15 protein-coding genes and 2 tRNA genes are annotated in these 20,483 nt (G+C 59.8%); 14 read left to right on the plus strand and 3 right to left on the minus strand.

Translation table 11 applies throughout. From position 1 onward, the window contains the following. Positions 1 to 102 precede the first annotated feature (102 nt). The 4 genes from gltX (at position 103) to AC1ATL_RS01180 (ending at position 3,580) form a co-directional block, all read left to right on the plus strand. Positions 103 to 1,623, plus strand: coding sequence for a glutamate--tRNA ligase (gltX, locus tag AC1ATL_RS01165; RefSeq protein ID WP_432624077.1), 1,521 nt, complete (start codon positions 103 to 105; stop codon positions 1,621 to 1,623). Between the two features lie 244 nt (positions 1,624 to 1,867). Continuing rightward, a tRNA-Glu gene (locus tag AC1ATL_RS01170) sits at positions 1,868 to 1,940 on the plus strand. Between the two features lie 38 nt (positions 1,941 to 1,978). Continuing rightward, positions 1,979 to 2,053 (plus strand) — tRNA-Gln (locus AC1ATL_RS01175). A gap of 129 nt (positions 2,054 to 2,182) precedes the next feature. Next, a complete protein-coding gene (locus tag AC1ATL_RS01180) occupies positions 2,183 to 3,580 on the plus strand; it encodes a metallophosphoesterase (protein ID WP_432624078.1) in 1,398 nt (465 codons plus the stop codon). A 124-nt stretch (positions 3,581 to 3,704) separates the two neighbouring features. Here AC1ATL_RS01180 and AC1ATL_RS01185 read toward each other — a convergent pair whose 3' ends face one another. Beyond that, a complete protein-coding gene (locus AC1ATL_RS01185) occupies positions 3,705 to 4,526 on the minus strand; it encodes an IclR family transcriptional regulator (protein ID WP_432624079.1) in 822 nt (273 codons plus the stop codon). 315 nt (positions 4,527 to 4,841) lie between these two features. Here AC1ATL_RS01185 and leuC point away from each other — a divergent pair, with 315 nt between their 5' ends. The 6 genes from leuC (at position 4,842) to AC1ATL_RS01215 (ending at position 12,798) form a co-directional block, all read left to right on the plus strand. Then, positions 4,842 to 6,245 (plus strand): 3-isopropylmalate dehydratase large subunit, encoded by a 1,404-nt coding sequence (gene leuC / locus AC1ATL_RS01190; RefSeq protein WP_476567840.1) that lies wholly within the window; start codon positions 4,842 to 4,844, stop codon positions 6,243 to 6,245. A gap of 58 nt (positions 6,246 to 6,303) precedes the next feature. Beyond that, positions 6,304 to 6,993 (plus strand): 3-isopropylmalate dehydratase small subunit, encoded by a 690-nt coding sequence (gene leuD, locus AC1ATL_RS01195; protein WP_476567842.1) that lies wholly within the window; start codon positions 6,304 to 6,306, stop codon positions 6,991 to 6,993. Positions 6,994 to 7,481: 488 nt separating this feature from the next. Then, the gene (locus tag AC1ATL_RS01200; RefSeq protein WP_476567844.1) at positions 7,482 to 8,600 is read left to right on the plus strand and encodes a diguanylate cyclase; all 1,119 of its coding nucleotides are present in this window, start codon (positions 7,482 to 7,484) and stop codon (positions 8,598 to 8,600) included. A gap of 94 nt (positions 8,601 to 8,694) precedes the next feature. Next, a complete protein-coding gene (gene murA / locus AC1ATL_RS01205; RefSeq protein WP_432624082.1) occupies positions 8,695 to 10,020 on the plus strand; it encodes a UDP-N-acetylglucosamine 1-carboxyvinyltransferase in 1,326 nt (441 codons plus the stop codon). A gap of 333 nt (positions 10,021 to 10,353) precedes the next feature. Then, a complete protein-coding gene (locus tag AC1ATL_RS01210; RefSeq protein ID WP_476567846.1) occupies positions 10,354 to 11,769 on the plus strand; it encodes an RNA-binding domain-containing protein in 1,416 nt (471 codons plus the stop codon). A gap of 147 nt (positions 11,770 to 11,916) precedes the next feature. Then, positions 11,917 to 12,798 (plus strand): lysophospholipid acyltransferase family protein, encoded by an 882-nt coding sequence (locus AC1ATL_RS01215; RefSeq protein ID WP_204442840.1) that lies wholly within the window; start codon positions 11,917 to 11,919, stop codon positions 12,796 to 12,798. Between the two features lie 49 nt (positions 12,799 to 12,847). On the opposite strand, the gene AC1ATL_RS01220 is transcribed toward AC1ATL_RS01215, so the two are convergent. Next, on the minus strand, positions 12,848 to 14,401 hold the full coding sequence (locus tag AC1ATL_RS01220; protein ID WP_476567849.1) for an ATP-binding protein: 1,554 nt from the start codon (positions 14,399 to 14,401) through the stop codon (positions 12,848 to 12,850). Positions 14,402 to 14,513: 112 nt separating this feature from the next. On the opposite strand from AC1ATL_RS01220, the gene AC1ATL_RS01225 reads away from it, so the two are divergent. The 3 genes from AC1ATL_RS01225 to AC1ATL_RS01235 all read left to right on the plus strand — a co-directional run bounded on the left by AC1ATL_RS01225 (position 14,514) and on the right by AC1ATL_RS01235 (position 17,948). Then, complete coding sequence (locus tag AC1ATL_RS01225) at positions 14,514 to 15,512, plus strand: NAD(P)H-dependent glycerol-3-phosphate dehydrogenase (RefSeq protein WP_476567851.1); 999 nt, start codon at positions 14,514 to 14,516, stop codon at positions 15,510 to 15,512. Positions 15,513 to 15,583: 71 nt separating this feature from the next. After that, positions 15,584 to 16,720: a D-alanine--D-alanine ligase family protein gene (locus AC1ATL_RS01230; RefSeq protein ID WP_476568348.1), complete on the plus strand. Its 1,137-nt coding sequence runs from the start codon at positions 15,584 to 15,586 to the stop codon at positions 16,718 to 16,720. 109 nt (positions 16,721 to 16,829) lie between these two features. Beyond that, complete coding sequence (locus tag AC1ATL_RS01235) at positions 16,830 to 17,948, plus strand: lysostaphin resistance A-like protein (RefSeq protein WP_476567853.1); 1,119 nt, start codon at positions 16,830 to 16,832, stop codon at positions 17,946 to 17,948. Between the two features lie 12 nt (positions 17,949 to 17,960). Here AC1ATL_RS01235 and AC1ATL_RS01240 read toward each other — a convergent pair whose 3' ends face one another. After that, the gene (locus AC1ATL_RS01240; RefSeq protein WP_476567855.1) at positions 17,961 to 18,749 is read right to left on the minus strand and encodes a mechanosensitive ion channel family protein; all 789 of its coding nucleotides are present in this window, start codon (positions 18,747 to 18,749) and stop codon (positions 17,961 to 17,963) included. Between the two features lie 181 nt (positions 18,750 to 18,930). Between AC1ATL_RS01240 and AC1ATL_RS01245 the strand changes: the two genes are divergently transcribed. After that, a complete protein-coding gene (locus AC1ATL_RS01245) occupies positions 18,931 to 20,136 on the plus strand; it encodes a DUF2974 domain-containing protein (protein WP_476567857.1) in 1,206 nt (401 codons plus the stop codon). The last annotated feature ends 347 nt before the right edge of the window (positions 20,137 to 20,483 follow it).

Here is a 20,483-nt window from a genome sequence, read left to right on the forward strand (position 1 = left end):
TGCAGGCGTGGAGATAGGGGAAATATTGCACTATGGGACGCCATGGGAGAAAAATGGCGATCGGATGACGTCACGTCCGGTTTGCGCGGCACAATGGAGCCTATGACTGAAGCTGAAAACACCAAACCGGAACTTCCCGAAAACGTCCGCGTGCGTTTCTGCCCGTCCCCGACCGGCATCCCGCACGTCGGCATGGTCCGCACCGCACTGTTCAACTGGGCTGAGGCCCGCCACACCAAGGGCACGTTCGTGTTCCGCATCGAGGATACGGACGCCCAGCGCGATTCCGAGGAAAGCTACAACCAGATCATCGAAGCCCTGAACTGGCTCGGCATTGACTGGGACGAAGGCATCAACGTCGGCGGCCCGGACGGCCCGTACCGTCAGTCCGAGCGCGGCGATATCTACAAGGATGTCGCGGCCAAGCTGCTCGAAGCCGGCTATGCGTACGAATCCTTCTCCACTCCTGAGGAGATCGAGGCCCGCAACGTGGCCGCTGGTCGTCCGAAGGCCTTCGGTTACGACGGCTACGACCGCAACCTGACCGAGGAGCAGAAGGCCGCCTTCCGCGCGGAAGGCCGCAAGCCCGCCCTGCGTATCCGCATGCCCGACGAGGACATCGCCTTCGACGACCTCATCCGTGGTCGCATCGAATTCAAGGCCGGTTCCGTGCCGGACTACGTGATCGTCCGTCCGAACGGCGACCCGCTGTACACGCTGACCAACCCGGTCGACGACGCCATGATGCGCATCAACGTGGTGCTGCGTGGCGAAGATCTGCTGAGCTCCACCCCGCGCCAGATCGTGCTGTACCGCTACCTGATCGAGCTGGGCGTGGCCAAGGAAATGCCGCTGTTCGGCCACATGCCGTACGTGATGGGCCAGGGCAATAAGAAGCTTTCCAAGCGCGATCCGGAATCCAACCTGTTCCTGCACCGCGACCACGGCTTCATCCGTGAGGGCCTGCTGAACTACTTGGCGCTGCTGGGTTGGTCCATCGCCCCCGACCGCGACGTGTTCTCCATGGACGAAATGATCGAGAAGTTCGATGTGCGCGACGTCAAGGCCAACCCGGCCCGTTTCGACATCGACAAGGCCATCTCCATCAACGCCGAGCACATCCGTATGCTCGACCCGCAGGACTTCCTGAACCGTTCCGTGCCGTACCTCAAGCGTGACGGCGTTGTGTCCGCCGACTCCTGGGACGCCCTGACCGACCGTGAGCGCGAGATCCTCACCGCCGCCGCTCCGCTCGTGCAGCCGCGTGTGCGCCTGCTGGGCGAGGTTGCCGGCATGGTCGGCTCCCTGCTGTCCACCGAAGGCTACATCGAGCCTGACGCCGACGCCAAGAAGCAGCTCAAGGATTCCGCTCCCGAGGTGCTGGACAAGGCCATCGCCGCCCTTGACGGCGTGGATGAGGCCGATTGGAAGACCGACAACCTGCACGAGACGCTGAACAAGACGCTGGTCGAGGAAGGCGGCTACAAGCCGCGTCTGGCCTTCGGTCCGGTGCGTGTGGCCATGAGTGGCCGCCGCGTGAGCCCGCCGCTGTTCGAATCCATGGAGATTGTCGGCAAGGACGTTTCCATGGCTCGTCTGCGTGGCCTGCGCGAACACCTGTGATGAGGTGACGTCTGTACGTAGAATGTCTACGTACAGGCACTGATTCGAAGCCGCTCCTCTGTATGGGGGAGCGGCTTTTGCATGCTTTTTGTACGTCCTTGCATGTTTTCGCATGCTTTCCGTATATCTGTAAAATGGCGGAAAATAGCGCGACACGCCGTGATTTGCATAGTGCCTTGGTTTCGCGTATATTTATCACTCGTTGCGGTTCACAGCTCAGCTGGGAATCACAACGATAACTCAAGCCCCCGTCGTCTAGCGGTCTAGGACTACGCCCTCTCACGGCGCCAACACCGGTTCAAATCCGGTCGGGGGTACGACGGACAACTTCTCGAAGTTGCCACGCCTGCCAAATTGGGATGTGGTGTAATTGGCAACACAGCTGATTCTGGTTCAGCCATTCTTGGTTCGAGTCCAGGCATCCCAGCCAATGAGCCCTCGCAGTTGCGAGGGTTTTTTGTTTCCTGAAAAATCCTTTCCGTGGGCAATCCCTTCCACGAATCGCAAAAGCCGCCATTTAAATCGGAATATGCCGACCAAAGTGCACTACCCTAGAACTATGACCGAAATGCAGCATGCCGACAAAGCCACGCGCCCGCGCATCCAACCAGCGGAGGAGGGGGACAATCGTCCACTTTCCGTCTCCGCGCGTCTCGGCCGGCTGCAATTCCATCAATCCGGCAAATTCCGCGTGCTGCAATTCGCTGACATCCAGGACGGGCCGAACGTCAGCAAGGACACCATCAAACTCATCGAAGCGTCGGTCGACGCCACACGTCCCGACATCGTCATCTTCAACGGCAATCAGATCGCCGGATACGACCCCGCGTACGCGCAGACCACGCGCAAACGCCGCTGGAGCGCACGTCCGTCCGGCACTTCCTCCGAAGCTTCCGAAGAACGTTATGCGGCCGCTCTGGGGCGCACACGTGGCTTGGTGCGGCAGACTATCGGACGGCTCGTGCAGCCGCTTGCCGAACGCGGCATTCCGTGGGCGGTGACCTTCGGCAACCATGATTTCCAGTGCGGACTCGACAATGCCGAAATCGAAGGCATCTGCCGCGAATTCCCGGGATGCCTCAATCCTGCGCGGGAAGAGACGTCCGATGCTGAAACGCGAGACGGACAAAAGGCCGCGTTGCCGGATCAGCCGGCATACGCGTGCGCGCCCGGCACGTTCGCATTGCCGGTTTCGAACGTCGATCGCACGTACGATGTGCTGGGCTTGGTATTGCTGGATTCCGGCGATTACGCCCGTTCCGGCGGCTATGGAAGCCCCTCCGCGGCCGCGTTGCGTTTCCTTGCCGACGTTCCGGAGCGGATGAGGAGCGCGCGCCCGCAGGAAAGACGCGACGATACGGGAAAGCTGCCGTGCATGGTTTTCCAGCATTTCCCGGTGGCGCAGTACTATCAGCTGCTCAAACCGGTCGCGGCCACCGCAGCTCGCGCCATTGAGGGATACCGCGATTTCGCCGGCCGTCATTTCGTACTTGACGAGGACAAGACGCAGCCCGGCAGCTATCTGGGAGAGGGCGTCAGCTGCCCGGATGCCGATAGCGGCGAATTCGCGATTCTCGGCAAATCGGGATATTTCGCGATTTCCGCAGGGCATGACCATCGCAATGCCTTCGTCGGTTCGATTACGGCTGGGGATGCCGAAAACAGGGATAGACGGATCATGATGGTCGCCTCGCCGACCAGCGGCTTCGGCTCGTATGGTCCGGTGCCGGAGAAACGTGCGGCACGGCTGTTCGAATTCGATATTCGACACCCGTACGAGCCGCGTACGCAATTGCTGGAATACGGTGAGTTGGTGGGCAAACCGAGCGCCGGAAGACCGTACGCGTACGGCATGACGAGCGAATCGAAGCCTGACGCGGAAGGCATGGACCTGCTGCATCGGCCGACATGGTGGGGCAAGGTGCTGGGCAGATTGGCCGCGTTGATTCGCAGGTAACCCACGTCAGCCAGTATGTCCGCGTATACGCCCATATACGTAAAACGCCGATTCGTCGAAGATGGCGAATCGGCATTTTGTATAAAAGCGAAATAAAAGCGAATCAGCGAATCACGTGAATCCGTCAACGTCCGGAGGATGCCTTGATCAGCGCGTCGGTGAGATACTTGCCGGCGGCCATGACCAGCGGCGCGTAGCGGCGGCCGGGATTGGCGCCCATGCGGCCGTTCGGACCGGAAATCGAAATGGCGGCGATCACCTGACCGGAGGCGTTGCGAATCGGCGCGGAAATCGAGCATACGCCCTCGTCGCGTTCATTGACCGACTCGGCCCAGCCGCGTTTGCGGACGGCGGTGAGCTTGGCCGCGGAGAACTTAGCGTGGCGCAGTCCCTGATGAAGTCGTTCGGAATCCTCCCAAGCCAGCAGAATCTGCGCAGCGGAACCCGCTTCCATGGACAGCATCGCGCCGACCGGAATGGAATCGCGCAGACCGGAGGCGCGCTCCACGGCCGCGATGCAGACGCGCTGATCGCCCTGACGGCGGTAGATCTGCGCGGATTCGCCGGTGCGATCGAGCAGGGTCTGCAGAATAGGCGCTGCCGCGGTGAGCAGACGGTCCTCGCCGGCCGCGGCCGCAAGTTCCGCGAATCGCGAGCCGAGCACGAAACGGCCATGCTGGTCGCGCAGCACGAAGCGATGCCGTTCCAGCGCGATCGCAAGACGGTGCGCAGTCGGACGTGCGAGTCCCGTCGCGGAAACCAGCTGTCCAAGCGTGGCCGGACCGGATTCAAGGGCGTCGAGAATCTTGACTGTCTTGTCGAGCACACCGACCCCGGAATGGATTTCGTTGCTTTGCGGGGGTGCCGTATATGTGCCATCCGCCTCGTGCGCAGCGTTTGCAGCTTGCGACGGGGGCATAGCTTTGCTCGGGTTCGAAGAAGTCATACGTCGAATTATGCCATCTCACATATTGAAATGCAAAATGTACGTGGTTCGCGAGTGGGGTAAAGCAGATATTTTACTCTTTTTGTGATGGTGATTAAAGCTGGGAAAATGCTGAAATTCCAACGTTTTTGTGGGTGATGTCGGGTTGAGCCCTGACAGGGCGCGTTCAGCCACCGCATCCGTCCCGTTTTCATATCTCATATACCGGCATCCAGGAGCTCGAACCCGTTTCAAGACCATAGGCTTATAGCACGAGTAACGCGGTGACGCAATAGCCGCAAGGAAATTAGTGAGGAAAACCGAGGAGGTCCCACAATGGGAACGACATTGGCCGAGAAGGTCTGGGCCGATCATTTGGTACGCAAGGGTAGCGATGGAGCTCCCGACTTGCTGTACATCGACCTGATGCTCATGCATGAGGTGACCAGCCCGCAGGCGTTCGAAGGTCTGCGCCTGGCAGGACGCAAGCCGCGTCACGTCGACCAGCTCATCGCCACGGAAGACCACAACACGCCGACCGTCGACATCGACCGTCCGAATCCGGACAAGACCTCGGCACTGCAGCTGAGCACGCTGGAGAAGAACTGCAAGGACTTCGGCGTGCGTCTGTGCCCGCTCGGCGACGCGGACCAGGGCGTGGTGCACGCGTTCGCTCCGGTGCTGGGCCTGACCCAGCCGGGCATGACCATCGTGTGCGGCGATTCGCACACCTCCACCCATGGCGCATTCGGCGCGATGGCCATCGGCATCGGCACCTCCGAGGTCGAGCACGTCATGGCCACGCAGACCCTGAGCCTCAAGCCGTTCAAGACCATGGCCGTGAACATCGAGGGCGAGCTGCCGAAGGGCGTGACTGCCAAGGACATCATCCTCGCCATCATCGCGAAGATCGGCACCGGCGGTGGCCAGGGCCATGTCATCGAATACCGTGGCGAGGCCATCAAGAAGCTGTCGATGGACGCCCGCATGACCATCTGCAACATGTCGATCGAAGCCGGCGCCCGCGCCGGCATGATCGCGCCGGACGAAGTGACCTTCGAATACCTGAAGGGCCGTCCGCATGCGCCGGAAGGCGAGATGTGGGACAAGGCCGTCGAATATTGGAAGACGCTGAAGACCGATGATGACGCCGTGTTCGACAAGGAAGTGACCATCAACGCGGCCGACCTCGAACCGTACGTCACCTGGGGCACCAACCCCGGCCAGGGCGTGAAGATCTCCGGCGTGGTGCCGGATCCGGCCTCCTTCAACGACGAGACCGAACGTTCCGCCGCCGAGCGCGCCATCGCCTACATGGGCCTCAAGCCGGGCATGCGCATCAAGGACATCGCCGTGGACACCGTGTTCATCGGCTCCTGCACGAACGGTCGCCTCGAGGACCTGCGTGTGGCCGCCTCCATCATGAAGGGCCATCACAAGGCGGACAACATCCACCGCGTGCTCGTGGTGCCGGCATCCTCCCGTGTGCGTCTGCAGGCGGAGAAGGAAGGCCTTGACAAGATCTTCAAGGACTTCGGCGCCGAATGGCGTAACGCCGGCTGTTCCATGTGCCTGGGCATGAACTCGGACAAGATGGTGGCCCACGAACGCTCCATCTCCACCTCGAACCGTAACTTCGAAGGCCGTCAGGGCAAGGGTTCGCGCACGCATCTGGCGTCGCCGGCCGTCGCCGCAGCCACCGCCATCCGCGGAACCATCTGCTCGCCGGCGGATCTGTGAGCCTGGCCGAACAGCTTGCAATCGTAGGCAATCGTAAGTAATCGAAGGATTTGTTGAAATGGAAAAACTGACTACACTCACCGGCGTGGCTGTGCCGCTCCGCCGTTCCAATGTCGATACTGACCAGATCATTCCGGCCGTGTTCCTGAAGCGTGTGAAGAAAACCGGCTTCGACGATGCGCTGTTCTACGCATGGCGCCGCGATCCGGAATTCGTGCTGAACAAGCCGGAATACCAGCATGGCAAGATTCTGGTGGCCGGACCGGATTTCGGCATCGGCTCCTCCCGCGAGCATGCCGTGTGGGCGCTGCATGACTACGGCTTCCGCGTGGTGATTTCCTCTCGTTTCGCAGACATCTTCTATGGCAACACCGCCAAGAACGGCGTGCTCGCCGCGATTATGCCGCAGGAGTCCGTCGAACTGCTGTGGAAGCTGCTCGACGAGGAACCGGGCCGCGAGATGACCGTCAGCCTGGAGGACCGTACCGTCACCTGCGGCGACGTGACGCTGCCGTTCGAAGTGAACGACTACACCCGTTGGCGTCTGATGAACGGCTATGACGATATCGATCTGACGCTGCAGCATGAGGACGACATCATCGCCTACGAGAAGATGCGCGCTGAGAAGTTCCCGTTCAAGCCGAAGACCCTGCCGGTCAAGCGCGAGCCGGAACAGTCGATCGAATCCGCCCGAGAAGGCGAATACCCTGATTGGCAAGGCCCGCTAGCCGATCGCGGCATTATCTAGCCGCGATTGGCTGGCCTGCAGTGCAGTGCACTGCAGGCAGGGCCTTGCCCGAGCGAGGCGACAGCCGAGCGAGGGTAGCACTGAGCCCGCGCGCAGCGCGGTCCTTAATTGCAGGACGGGGCCGTTGCTTGAAATTGTGGGCAAGACCAGTTACCCAATCATGGTCGCGTTGTTGTGATTGCCGTTGTGTTGCTGCCGTTGTGTTGCTGTGATTGCGTCGTCGCGATTGCGTCGCTGCTAATCGTCCTGCCAGCCTCGACCATCAACAGACAGCACAGTTCGCCGCAATCACCCTGCCGCCGCAATCACCCAGCAATAGCCCTTCTTCCAAAGCCCGGCATCCGTGCCGGGCTTTCCTATATCCACATGTCGTTTCCGTCGGTGAGACGCAACCGCCGCCGGACCGTACAGCGCGTTACAGTGGATGCAGCATTTCGCGCGTTCGCATCGCACATCCACCATGACTGGGAATGATTTCGGAGAGCATTATGAGCCAGGGTTTCGCGCCGTTCTATGACGTCAATCGCACGTATGAAGACAATTATCTGCAGGGGCCGTTCGGCGCGTTCGCCGAAGCGTTGAAAAACGATTCCGCACGGTCCGCTCGGCCTGAACCATCCACCCAGGGCGAGGATGTCCTCGGATTCCATGTGAATCTGCCATTCGGCATTCCCGCCGGTCCGCTGCTCAACGAACTATTCACCACCGCCGCCTTCCGTATGGGATTCGATTTGGCGGTCTACAAGACGGTCCGCTCCCGCGCATGGGGCTGCAACGCGTTTCCGAACGTGCTCGCCGTGCATCCGAGGCGCGCGGACGGCTCGCTCGTTCCAGGCAGCGCCGAACTTGACGAAGGCGTGCTCGCCGATACCCGATTCGAGCTTCCGATTTCGATTTCCAACAGCTTCGGCGTGCCGTCGCGTGATCCGGACGAATGGCAGCCGGACATGGAAAAGGCGATCGCGTCCGCCGGTGAAGGCCAGTTGCTCGTGCCAAGCTTCCAGGGATCGCGCGTGGAAGGCATGGATCGCAAGGCGTACATCGCCGACCATGTCACCACCGCGCATCTGGTGACGGAAACCGGCGCCGGGCTGATGGAAATGAACACCAGCTGCCCGAACGAAGGCCACAATCGTCTGCTGTGCCATGACCCGCATCTGGTGGGGGAGATCACGGAAGCCGTGAAAAACGAAATCGGCGATCGTCCGCTCATCGTGAAACTCGCATACATTCCCGACGATGCCGACCTGGAAACCATGGTCGCGGAAACCGCCGGCCACGGCACCGTGCAAGGCTTCTCCACCATCAACACCATTTCCGCGCGATTGGTGGACGCCAATGGCAACCAGGCGCTGCCGGGCGCCGGCAGAGAACGTTCCGGCGTGTGCGGCAACGCCATCCGCGGCGCCGGCCTCGACATGGTCGGCAGGCTCTCCGCCATCCGCGAAAAGCTCGGCCTCGACTTCGCCATCGTGGGCGTTGGCGGAGTCATCAGTCCCGACGACTACCACGCGTACCGTAAGGCGGGCGCGAATGCCGTGATGAGCGCCACCGGAGCCATGTGGGACGCGAATCTTGCACGCGAGATTAAGGAGACATCGCGTTGAATTCCGGCTTGCGCGAAAGTGCTACAGGGCTTATGGCAAACTAAACAGCAGTATTCTTTAGACCTGATTCAACAGGAATCGAAAGAGGTTGAGCGTGTCTGACAACAAAAAAGACATTCTGCACGTCGAAGGCGGCAAGCCGCTGAACGGCACCATCAAGGTCCGCGGCGCGAAGAACTTTGTAAGCAAGGCCATGGTGGCCGCGTTGCTGGCTCCGGGCGTTTCCGTGTTGAAGAACGTTCCGGAGATTCGCGATGTGCATGTGGTTTCCGATTTGCTGCGATTGCACGGCGTGGACGTGACTGTGGACGGCAAGAACGGCGTGGTGACGATCGACGCCACCCATGTGCAGCTTGCCGACGTGGCCGACGTGGACACGTTGTCCGGCTCGTCCCGCATTCCGATTCTGTTCTCCGGTCCGCTGCTGCATCGTCTGGGTGAGGCGTTCATTCCGGCGCTCGGCGGTTGCAACATCGGCGGACGTCCGATCGATTTCCACCTTGAGACCCTGCGCAAGCTCGGTGCGAACGTGGACAAGGAGCACAAGGACGGTATCCATATCACCGCTCCGAACGGCCTTCATGGTGCGAAGATTCACCTGCCGTACCCGTCCGTGGGTGCCACTGAGCAGACGCTGCTCGCCGCCGTGCTTGCCGAAGGCAAGACCGAGCTTTCCGGCGCTGCCATTGAACCTGAGATCATGGATCTGGTGAACGTGCTGCAGAAGATGGGCGCGCTCATCTCCGTGGACGTGGACCGTACGTTCCGCATCGAAGGTGTCAAGGAGCTCAAGGGTTACACGCACACGTCGCTGACCGACCGTATCGAGGCGGCATCCTGGGCGTCCGCGGCGCTCGCCACCCATGGCGACATCTTCGTCAAGGGTGCCACCCAGCCGGAGATGCTGACCTTCCTGAACGTGTTCCGCAAGATCGGCGGCGAATTCGACATCACCGACAAGGGCATCCGTTTCTGGCATCCGGGCGGCGATCTGAAGCCAGTGGCCATCGAGACCGACGTGCATCCGGGCTTCATGACCGACTGGCAGCAGCCGCTCGTCGTGGCACTGACCCAGGCCAACGGTCTTTCCATCGTGCATGAGACCGTGTATGAGAACCGTTTCGGCTTCACCAAGCCATTGGTGCAGATGGGCGCCACCATCCAGCTGTATCGCGAATGCCTGGGCTCGCTGCCGTGCCGTTTCCAGCAACGCAACTACAAGCATTCCGCGGTCATCTTCGGACCGACTCCGCTGACCGGTCGCGACATCGACGTGCCGGATCTGCGTGGCGGCTTCAGCCACCTGATCGCGGCACTCGCGGCCAAGGGCCCGTCCAATGTGCAGGGCATCTCCCTGATCGACCGTGGCTACGCCGACTTCCGTGGCAAGCTGGAAGCCCTCGGCGCTGATTTCGACTAATCGTTTCGGCCGATTGCCTTTGACTGGTCGCCGGCACTGACCGACGTTGGCCGCTGTCAAATACCGACTTCAGCCGGCATCCGCATCGCGCGGGTGCCGGCTTTGCCATACGTGGCGGTTTGTGCGGCGACCTGCACGGGAGTCCGCGCCTGCTTTGCTGCATCGTCGCCTGGTTTGTGCCACGTTCTCTTGATGCCATTGGCTTTTGCTTGTGGCAAGGGGGAGATTCTCTTATGTGGTTAAATATGAATTAAGCGGTCGAATAGCGGTCGAATAGCGGTCGAATAGCGGTCGAATCGAATGGGCGGAAGACTCCTGTAGTGAGGTGGATCAATGGATATCGCAGAGTTTGAAGGTATTCTCCGTGTAGGTGAAAGTTCGATCGTGGAATTCAAACGGTGCGGAGGCAATCCTGAGCATGATACTTATGAAACGATTTGCTCATTCGCCAATCATGCCGGAGGTGCCATCTTCCTCGGTGTGAAGGATGATGGCACGGTATTGGGAGTTCCTGAGAAATCGGCGTTGAGCATTGAACGCAATATCGCCAATGTGACTGGACAGTCACAGTCGTTCTCCCCGACGCTGTTCGTGGAAACGGAACGTTTCCAATACGACGGGAAGACTGTGATTCGTATATGGGTGCCGCCGACTTCATCCGTATTCCGCTATAAAGGGCAGATATGGGATCGCGTCGCGGATGCTGATAGGCGGATTGACGGTGAGATGCAGATTACCCAGATGTATATTCGCAAACAGAACATTTTTACGGAACAACGCATCTATCCGGGATTGTCGTTTGAGGATCTGGATTCGAATTTGATAGCTAGAATCCGTGCGATGGCGGAAAACAAGACCCCTGATCATCCATGGGGCGGAATGGATGATCGGACATTATTGCGCAGCGCCCGTCTGTATGCACGGGATTATGGCAGCAAGACTGAGGGATTGACATTGGCCGCCGGACTTTTGCTGGGCAAGGATGAAGTAATTGCTGACCTGCTTCCCGCATACAAAACCGATGCCGTGGTCAGACGTGAAGATTTGGACCGATATGATGACCGTCTCGTAGTGCGCACCAATCTGATTGATGCTTACGGACAGCTTTCGGCGTTCATGCGCAAGTCATTGCCTGATCGTTTCCATGCGGAACATGGCACGGCTGTTAGCGCTCGTGATTGGATTGTCAGGGAATTAGTGTCGAACATCCTCGTGCATCGTGAGTATTCCAGTCCGGTCCCGGCTCAAATCGTTATCACGGATGAGGGGATCGAAACTCGTAATGCCAGCCGTCCGGTTTTTGAAGGCGAGATTGATTTGGGTAACTTCACTCCTGTGCCCAAGAATCCCGTGATTGCCGATGTTTTTATGCAGATTGGTTTGGCTGAGGAACTGGGCAGTGGCGTAAGGAATCTCACGAAATATACGAAGCTGTATTCCGGAGGCGACCCGAGGTTCCACGATGGACTGGTGTTCACGGCATTCGTGCCTGTTCGCGAGCATGATGCCGAACATGAGAACATGGTTGGACGGAAGCCTGGGAAGGCAGCCGACTCGGTTGTCAGTATTGAAGATGCCATTGAGTATTTGTTGTCTGAACACAGTGAGATTACGATTGCCCAAATTGCAAAATTAAGTGGTTCTGATGTTCGCGCGGTGAGACGTAAAGTCGGTAAATTGGTCGAACGAGGACGTCTGGTTGCGCTGGGCAAGACCCGTAATCGTCGCTATAAGAGAGCAGAGAAATAAGTCGGGCGCCGATTTCGACTGATTCTTCGGCCGTTTTTCCTAGCCGGCGCTGGTCGCTGGCCGGAGTCGATTCAGCCGGCATCCGCATCACGCGGGTGCCGGCTTTGCCATATGTGCGTATCGGCGGGCGGTGGCACAATGGGAGCCATGGCATCCAAAGGAAAACCGTCTCCTCGTTCCGCGGTGAAGCCGCTGAGCGACGAGCAAGTGGCGAAACTCGCGAAGAAGCATCATCTGGTCGATCCGACCCACGATTTCCCGACCGGCCCGCGCAAGGCCAACACCGCGGAGATCGAAGCACAGCATCCCAAGGCCACGCAGCGTCTGCTGACCGGCTGTGACCTGGTCATGCGCGCGCACAGCAAAATCCGCGTCTGGGGACTGGAGCACGTGCCGGAAACCGGCCCGTTCATCACCGCCGCCACGCATGTGACCATGTACGACGTGTTCGTGCCGATGGTTTCGATGTTCCATCAGGGCCGTCGTCCGAGGTATATGGCTAAGGCCGAAATGGCCAAATGGCCGTTGATCGGCAAATGGTTCCAGCTGGTCGGCATGCAGCCGGTCGAACGCCGTGCCGGCAAGGCCAGGGCTATCGAGGAGACGTCCGTGGAGATTCTGACCTCCGGTCGTCCTTTGACCGTATGGCCGGAAGGCACCGTGACGCGTGACCCGCAGAAGTGGCCGATGAGCATGAAGAACGGTGTGGGTGTGATTGCGCTCGAGGCCTCGCGCCGGCTTGGCTACCAAGTGCCGCTGTACTGCTCCGTGACGTGGGGCGCGGCAAGCATCAACCACTGGTGGCCGTGGCCGCGCAAGAACGTGGTGATGTGCTTCGACGAGGCGCTCGATTATTCGGATTTGCTGGATGGCTGCGATTCCTGGGGCAAGGACGTGCCGACCGATCGCGCCGACGAGCTGACCCGTCGCATCCGTGTGCGCATGACCGAGATCATGGCTGAGATTCGCGGCGAGCAGGCGCCCGACGGCTACTGGGACTACCGCACCATGAGCCGCGTGAAGGACTGAAGGCGGTCGTATCGAATTGCCACGATGCGGCGAGTGCCATAGCCGTCGGTCAGTCGGCGGTTATGGTGAAGGCCGCATACAGCGGCAAGCTACGCAGCGGTACCGAGGTTTCCGCTACGGTATCCACGCCGAAATTACGTTCGGACAGGCGGTATGCGTAGGGTGAATTGCCTTCACGCACGAATCTGGCGAGGCTCTTTGCCGTAACGTTGCGGGCCGACTTGACTTCGACGGGAATCGCCTGCGCCATTGTATTCTGGAAAACGAAATCGAGTTCTCCGCGGGTGCCCCCTTCAGGTGTCCAGTACAGTGTGTTGATGCCGTTGCCTCGCAATGCCTGCATTACGTAATTCTCGGCCAACGCCCCGCGAAAATCGGAGGACAATGCTTTCGTCGTATCCGGCGAGAGGAACATTTCGGCGCTGATGCCGAATTTATGGAACATGAGGCCGGTGTCCGCAACGTAGACCTTGAAGAAGCTGCCCTCCTCATCGCAATATTCGCAAAGCGGCGGTGTGGTGTCCTTCGTCATTTCGTTGCGCGACACGATTCCAGCGGCTTCTAGCCATTCGAGCGGTTCCATGAGGCGGCTGCGTCGTCCTCCGCGGACCACTTCGGAGTATTTGAATTTTTTGGTGGAGGAACGCAACAGCTGTTTTGGCAGGCTGTCCCAGATTCGTTTGGCGGAAATGCCGCTGATGCCGTTGTCCGGATCCGTCATGTCGTTGACGTATGTGCTGTCGATTTCCTGCTGCTCCTGCGCCACCTCGCTGAACGATCCGCTTTCTCGGTAGGCGAGCACCGCTTTGGGCATGCCTCCGACGACAAGATATCGATGGTAGAGGTCCAGTGCCTTGTCGTGGACGAGCAGAGGCTCCATGCTGAGCGCGTGGGAACGTATGGATTGCGCCAGAGCGTCCTCTCCCAAAGCCCAGAGGAATTCCTCGAAATCCATGGGATGCATATCCATCTGGCGAACTCCGGAGGGGAACGGCAGGCTGCGTTTCTTTACCGTGACTCCGAGCAGGCTTCCCGTGGCTATGACTCTCCATCGTGTGCCGGAAAAGAATCGCAGCGAATTCAAGGCTTTTTCGGAGAGCTGGATTTCGTCGAAGAACAACAGCGTGTGACCTGGCTCGCATGACTTGCCGGTATATTCCTGTATGCGCCGGACAATAGCATCCGGTTCGTTGGTGGGGACGCTGAATATCTTTTCGATGGTGTCCAAATCGGTTTGGAAATCTAGCGTGACCATGTCGCCGTGGAAGGTGGTTTCGCCGATGTGCCTGATGAGGCGCGTTTTGCCGATGCGCCTGGCTCCTCGAATCAGAAGAGGATGATCGTCCCCGCTGGTGGCCCATTGGGATATGGCTTCTTCCATTTTGCGTTTCATATATGGCATAAGGCACTCCGGATGTTTTTTGCTTTTCGTAGTTGTATGCGATTTTATGTGATTTTGTGTACAACGCGTACACGAAATTACATAATTTTGTGTACAGCATGTACATGTTTTTAGAAATATCGTGTATGACGCTTGGAATTCGCAAATCAGTTCGCTTGACTGGAATCGTCTGGAATCGATGTTGATGAAGCGATTGCCCATGTTTTCTAAAACGGAGACGCCGGCCGGTGTGCGTGGTCGGCGGTAGCATAGAGCAAGTGTTGGAACGCGGCGGCCCGCGACGGGCGGCCGGAGCAATTCAAGGAGCTGAACAATGGCGAATGTGACGGTACTGGGCGCTGGCGCTTGGGGAACGGCCTTCGGTCAGGTGCTTGCCGACGCGGGCAACGACGTGACCATGTGGGCCATCGAACCGGAAATCGTGGAAGGCATCCGGGACCATCACCATAACGGCGTGCGTCTGCCCAGCGTGGAGAAGCTGCCGAGCAACATGACCGCTACCGGCGACCGTGCCGAAGCCGTGGCCCATGCCGATATCGTCATCGTGGCCATCGCCGCGCAGTTCGCCCGCGTCGCGCTCACCGAATTCAAGGGGCTCATTCCCGAAACCGCGTTGGTGGCATCCCTGATGAAGGGCATCGAACGCAACACCGGAAAGCGCATGGACGAGGTCGTCATGGAGACGCTCGACCTGCCGGCGGAACGTTTCGCGGCCATCTCCGGCCCGAATCTGAGCAGGCAGATCGCGGATCGCGAGCCGGCGGCCACCGTGGTCGGCTGCGCTGACATCAACAACGCGCGCACGATTGCAACCGCCTGCACCACCGACTATTTCCGCGCCTTCGTGACGCGCGACGTGATTGGTCTGGAGATGTGCGGATCGCTCAAGAACGTGGTGGCGCTCGCCGTGGGCATGGCCCGTGGCGCGGGCTATGGCGAGAACACCGCGGCCATGATTGAGACCCGCGGTCTTGCTGAACTGACCGCGTTGGGCGAGGCGGCCGGCGCCGATCCGAAGACCTTCGCGGGTCTTGCCGGCGTGGGTGACCTGATCGCCACCTGTGGCTCCCCCTTGAGCCGCAACTACACTTTCGGCTCGAATCTTGGCAAGGGACTGAGCGTGGAGGAGGCCACCAAGGTCAGCAACGGCGTGGCCGAAGGCGTGCCGACGACCGATGCGGTGGTGGAACTGGGCAGGAAGTACGGCGTGCCGACCCCCCTCGCCACGGCCATGAGCCATGTGCTGGACGATGGCATCTCCTGTGCGAGCATGCTTTCCGAACTGTTCGGCGAAGGCATCACCGAAGAGTAATAGCCGGCTTGTATGCTGAGTGCTTGAAAATCGCTTGAAGAGGCTTGCAAAGGTAAGGAAAAGGCTTGAAGATGGCAAAAAAGCGCATTGTGGTGATGTATGGCGGCAAGGCCGATGAGCATTCGATTTCCTGCATTTCCGCCGCAAGTGCGCTGCGCGCGCTGGACACGGACAAGTTCGAGGCCATTCCGGTGGGTATCACCAAAGACGGCAAATGGATCGTCGACGGCGAGAATCCGCTCGGATGGAGCTTGGATGAGGGACTGCCGACCGTGGAAAAGACCCCCGGCGCCAAGGACGTGGTGCTTGAGATGGCGCTTGGGCAGGACGGTTTCTTCGCCCGTGAGGATGACGGGACGCTGACTCCGTTCGGACATGTGGACGCGGTGTTTCCCGTGCTGCACGGACCGTTCGGCGAGGATGGCACCATCCAGGGCCTGTTCGAGATGATGGGTGTGCCGTACGTGGGCTGTGGCGTGCTTTCCTCCGCCGCCTGCATGGACAAGCATTACACGAAGGTGCTGCTTTCGGCCGCCGGAATTCCGGTCGCCCCCGGCATCACGCTCGACGCCCGTTTCTTCGATGCGGCTTCCGGCTTCAAGACCAATGCGGATGCGATCATGGCTCAGGTCCGCGAGGCGGGATTGGAATATCCGCTGTTCGTCAAGCCGTCGCGTGCGGGCTCCAGCTTTGGCGTGACCAAGGTGGAGCGTGAAGGCGATGCCGAGGAGCTTGCGGCCGCCGTTTTCGAGGCGTCCCATCACGATTGGCGCGTTCTCGTGGAACAGGGCATCGATGCGCGTGAGATCGAATGCGCGGTGCTGTGTCCGAAGGTGGGCGAGGCTCCGCAGGCCAGCTGGCCGGGCGAGATCGTGCTCGACAAGCGCGCCGAAGGCGACGACCAGTTCTACGATTTCGACAGCAAGTACATGGATTCCGCGGCGAGCCACGTGGAAGTGCCAGCCCACCTGCCGGAGGAGATCCTGAACCGTGTGCGCGAGACCGCCAAGAAGGCTTTCGTCGCCGTGGACGGCTCGGGTCTGAGCCGCGTGGACACCTTCGTGACCAAGGATGGCGAGGTGATGGTCAACGAGATCAACACCATGCCGGGCTTCACGTCCATCTCCATGTATCCCAAGGCATGGGAGGCCACCGGCGTGCGCTACACCGACCTGATCACCAAGCTGATCGAAGGCGTGCTGCGCTGAGACTGCGGCTGCCGTGTGACCTTCACGGGAGCAAGGCTTCAAGCTGATATTCAGCGGACTGGTAGTACAGTGCTGAATATCAGCTTTTTATTTACTTCGTAAGGTGACCATGACGTTTCCGCAATTTCCGCAGCAACCGCAATACCGGCAGGGGCCGGTCCCGCAATACCAACCGAACGGTCCGCAACCGCCACAGCCGCCGATGGCCGATCGCAATAATCCATATCGAAATCCATTCGTCGAATGGCTGCAACGGGCGCGACGCGATTTCTCCCGAATCGGCGCGAGCCTATGCCTGATGGTGATCATCTGGTACGCGCTCGCCATGGTGCTGGAAAGGGCGCTGTACGCCGTAGCGGGCGGCGGCGGTGATGTGCCGAACTGGGTCACGTATGTGGGCTCCGGCGTGCCGCTGTACCTGATTGCCATGCCGGTTGCGGTGAAGCTCATGGGCAAATCGACCGTCGTCGAAACCCGCAAATTCGATATGAAGCCGGGCCTGTTCTTCAAACTGCTGCTCATGTGCCTGCCGATGATGTGGGTCGGCAGCGTGGTCGGCAGCATGCTGTCGATGGCGTTGTCCAATGGCGAGGCGACGGACCGCGTCTCCGACCTCGCCATGCAGACGAACGTCTGGAACGTCGTGTTCCTGGTGATCGTCGGACCGATTTTCGAGGAATGGCTATTCCGCAAGCAACTGATCGACCACACCCGCAAATACGGCGAAAAAACGGCGATCGTGCTGTCCGGACTGGCGTTCGGCCTGTTCCACATGAACCTGTTCCAGTTCTTCTACGCGTTCCTGCTGGGCATCATGTTCGGCTACGTCTATACGCGCACCAGCAAGCTGCGCTATTCGACGGCCATGCACATGATCATCAACTTCAACGGAGGCGTGCTCGCGCCATGGGTTCTGACGCGCGTCGACTTGGACCAGATGGACAAGGTGTCGCAGATGGCGGAGAACGGCAATGCGGCGGCGATGGAGCAGTGGGCTTCGCAGAATCTCGGTGGGCTGGCCGTCATGCTCGTCTATTTCCTGCTGTACGGCGCGGTGATTCTCGTCGGATTCGTGCTGTTGATACGCAACTTCAGAAAGGCCGAATTCTACATCGCGCCGGAAGAGCTGCCGCGCGGAACCAGCACCAAAACCGTATACGGCAACGTCGGCATGATCACGTTCATCGTGGTCACCGTCCTGCTGACGGCGCTTAATCTGTTCCTGTAATTCTGCGTCCGCTCATTCCGAATCGCCGCTGACCGCGCGATGTTCGAGATAATCGGAGTGCGCAATCGCCTGCGCCACCGCGTCAGCCATGGTGGACGGCAGCAGATTCCTCTTCGCGTGTATGTAGATCGTGCCGTCGATGCCGTACGGGGTGAACCCGTTGAGCTTCACCACCGGTTTGTATTCCGGATCGGCGAACTCGGTGGTGGCCTGCGTCACGACTTCCACGATGTCGGCCTTCATGCGTTCCACATCGGCATCGGCTTTTGCGGTGAACGGCACCTGCACCAGACCCTCGTTCGACGGGGTGACCTTCTCCAGCGAGGCGGTGTTCAGTATGGAGTTCGGAATGACCATTTCGTTGCCGTTGCGCTCGCGGACGATGGTCTGACGCCAGTTGATGTCCTTGACGGTGCCTGCGACGCCCGCCACTTTGACGTAGTCGCCCGGCTGGATGACGCGGCCGAGCATGAGGCCGAAGCCGCCGATCACGTTGGCGATCGTGTCCTTCAAGCCAAGCGAGACCGCGAGACCGCCAATGCCAAGCGCCGTGAACAGGGTGGTCGGATTGATGCCGAACACCGGTTGCAGCAGCGTGCCGATGGCGAATGCCCACACCACCACGCGCAGGATGTTGACGAAGATGGACGCGTTCGGCACCTGCGATTTGTCCAGTACGCGGCGCACCACCTTGGTGAGCGCCTTGTCTATGAGCGCGGCGACGGCGAGCACGACGGCGAGCAGGATGAGCTTGCTGTAGTTTTTGGCAAGCCAGTGCGTGAGAATTTCAACTGGATCCATGGCTGCCTAGTCTACACATGGCCCGTTGCGCGACGCTTGCGATTGGCTGGATGACTCCTGATTCGCCGGCTGCCGTGATGACTGGGATGGTTAGGTGATGGCTAGATGATGGCCGGTCGTCCCGTCGTAGCGGAGCATAATGGATTCCGAAGGATGCGTTGGCCGGCGAAAGGGGTGCGGCATGGGCAATATCGTGGATTATGTGCGGCGGGAATTCCGTGGATTCGCGGAGCTGCCGTTCGGCGATGTCGATTCGCTGGTGTTGTCCGAATTGTCCTACATGCGGCTTTCCGGCTTGGTTTCGGCGTTCGGCGAGGCGAGATCGGTGGCGACGTTGCCAATCCGCGAGCTGCTGCGTGCCGAAAGCTATGCCGACATGTTTGTCTCTAATTCCTCCGATATGAACGAGTATCGGCTTGCGTTGCTGCGCGCCGTCTGCGAATCGCCGCGTTTTCGTGCGTTGCGTGTCGGCGAGTACGCGGAACGGTTGAGCGAGCGCGAGCAGCAGCAGTTCGCCGCGATGACATTCGACGTGGGTTGCGGGCCCGCCGATTCGCTGTATGTCGCCTTCCGCGGCACCGATGGCACGCTCGTCGGATGGAAAGAGGATTTCAATATGGCGGTGCGATGCCCGGTGCCATCCCAGGAATCCGCGTATCGGTATGTGAACTCGATTCTGGACAGGTCGGAAGGATTTCTTTCCTCGGGCGATTCGCCCGCGGTCATGCTTGGTGGGCATTCGAAAGGCGGCAATATGGCCGTGTATGCGGCCATGCGGATCGCGCACGACGACATCGAGGTGGCCGGCGAACGTGCGCGGCGGCTTGGTCTGCTGCCTTCATTGGGTGGACAAGTGCGGGGGCGCAACGGACGGATCTCCCATATCTTCTCCCATGACGGGCCGGGCCTTCCGGAATCGGCGGTGCGCGGTCAGGCGTACCGTGCAATCGAATCGCGTATCCGCAAAACCGTGCCCGAATCGTCCGTCGTGGGCATGCTGCTGCAATCGAACGCGACGGTACGCATCGTCAAAGCGGATGCCATCGGTATCATGCAGCACATGGGAAACAGCTGGCAAGTGGCGGAAAACGGCGATTTCGAGCAGGTGGACGAGCTGACTGCCGGCGCGCAGCTCATCAAGCGGACCATCGATGGGTGGCTTGACACCGTAAGCCAGGAGCAGCGTGAGCGCGCCATCGACCAGATCTACGGAATCTTCGCAGCGGCGGGATATGGCAATATCGCCGATCTGGTGGAGCATTGGACGGATTCGCTGCCGAAGATCGTGGAGGCGGCGCGCAACACCGATCGGGAGACGCGCGGGCTCATCAAGGCCGTGATCAAGGCGATTCCGGCCAGCGCGGCGAAGGCGGTGCGCGAGGGCTGAGTGCCGAGGCTGGCTGAGACGGGCTGAAGGCTGAGGTGATTGCCGGGGCGGAGTCATGGGCGGAGGCGACGGCTGGTTGGTGCGGTTGCTGGGACGCATTTCAGCCGATTCATGTGTCACGATTCTGAAAAAATCGCGAAAAATGGAATCGTGACAAATCTACTACCGAATCTATGCCCCCGAATTGGTGATTCCTAGCTTTTAATCGCAGTTAGAGGGTGCATGTGTGTGGGAAAATGTGTCACGATTCTGAAAAAGTCGCAAAAAATGGGGTCGTGACACATAAGTGCCGCGCAAATGACACATAAGAAGTGCAATGGAGGGGCTGGGTCGCCAATGACCCGGAT

This window comes from Bifidobacterium sp. LH_743 (genome assembly GCF_056355775.1).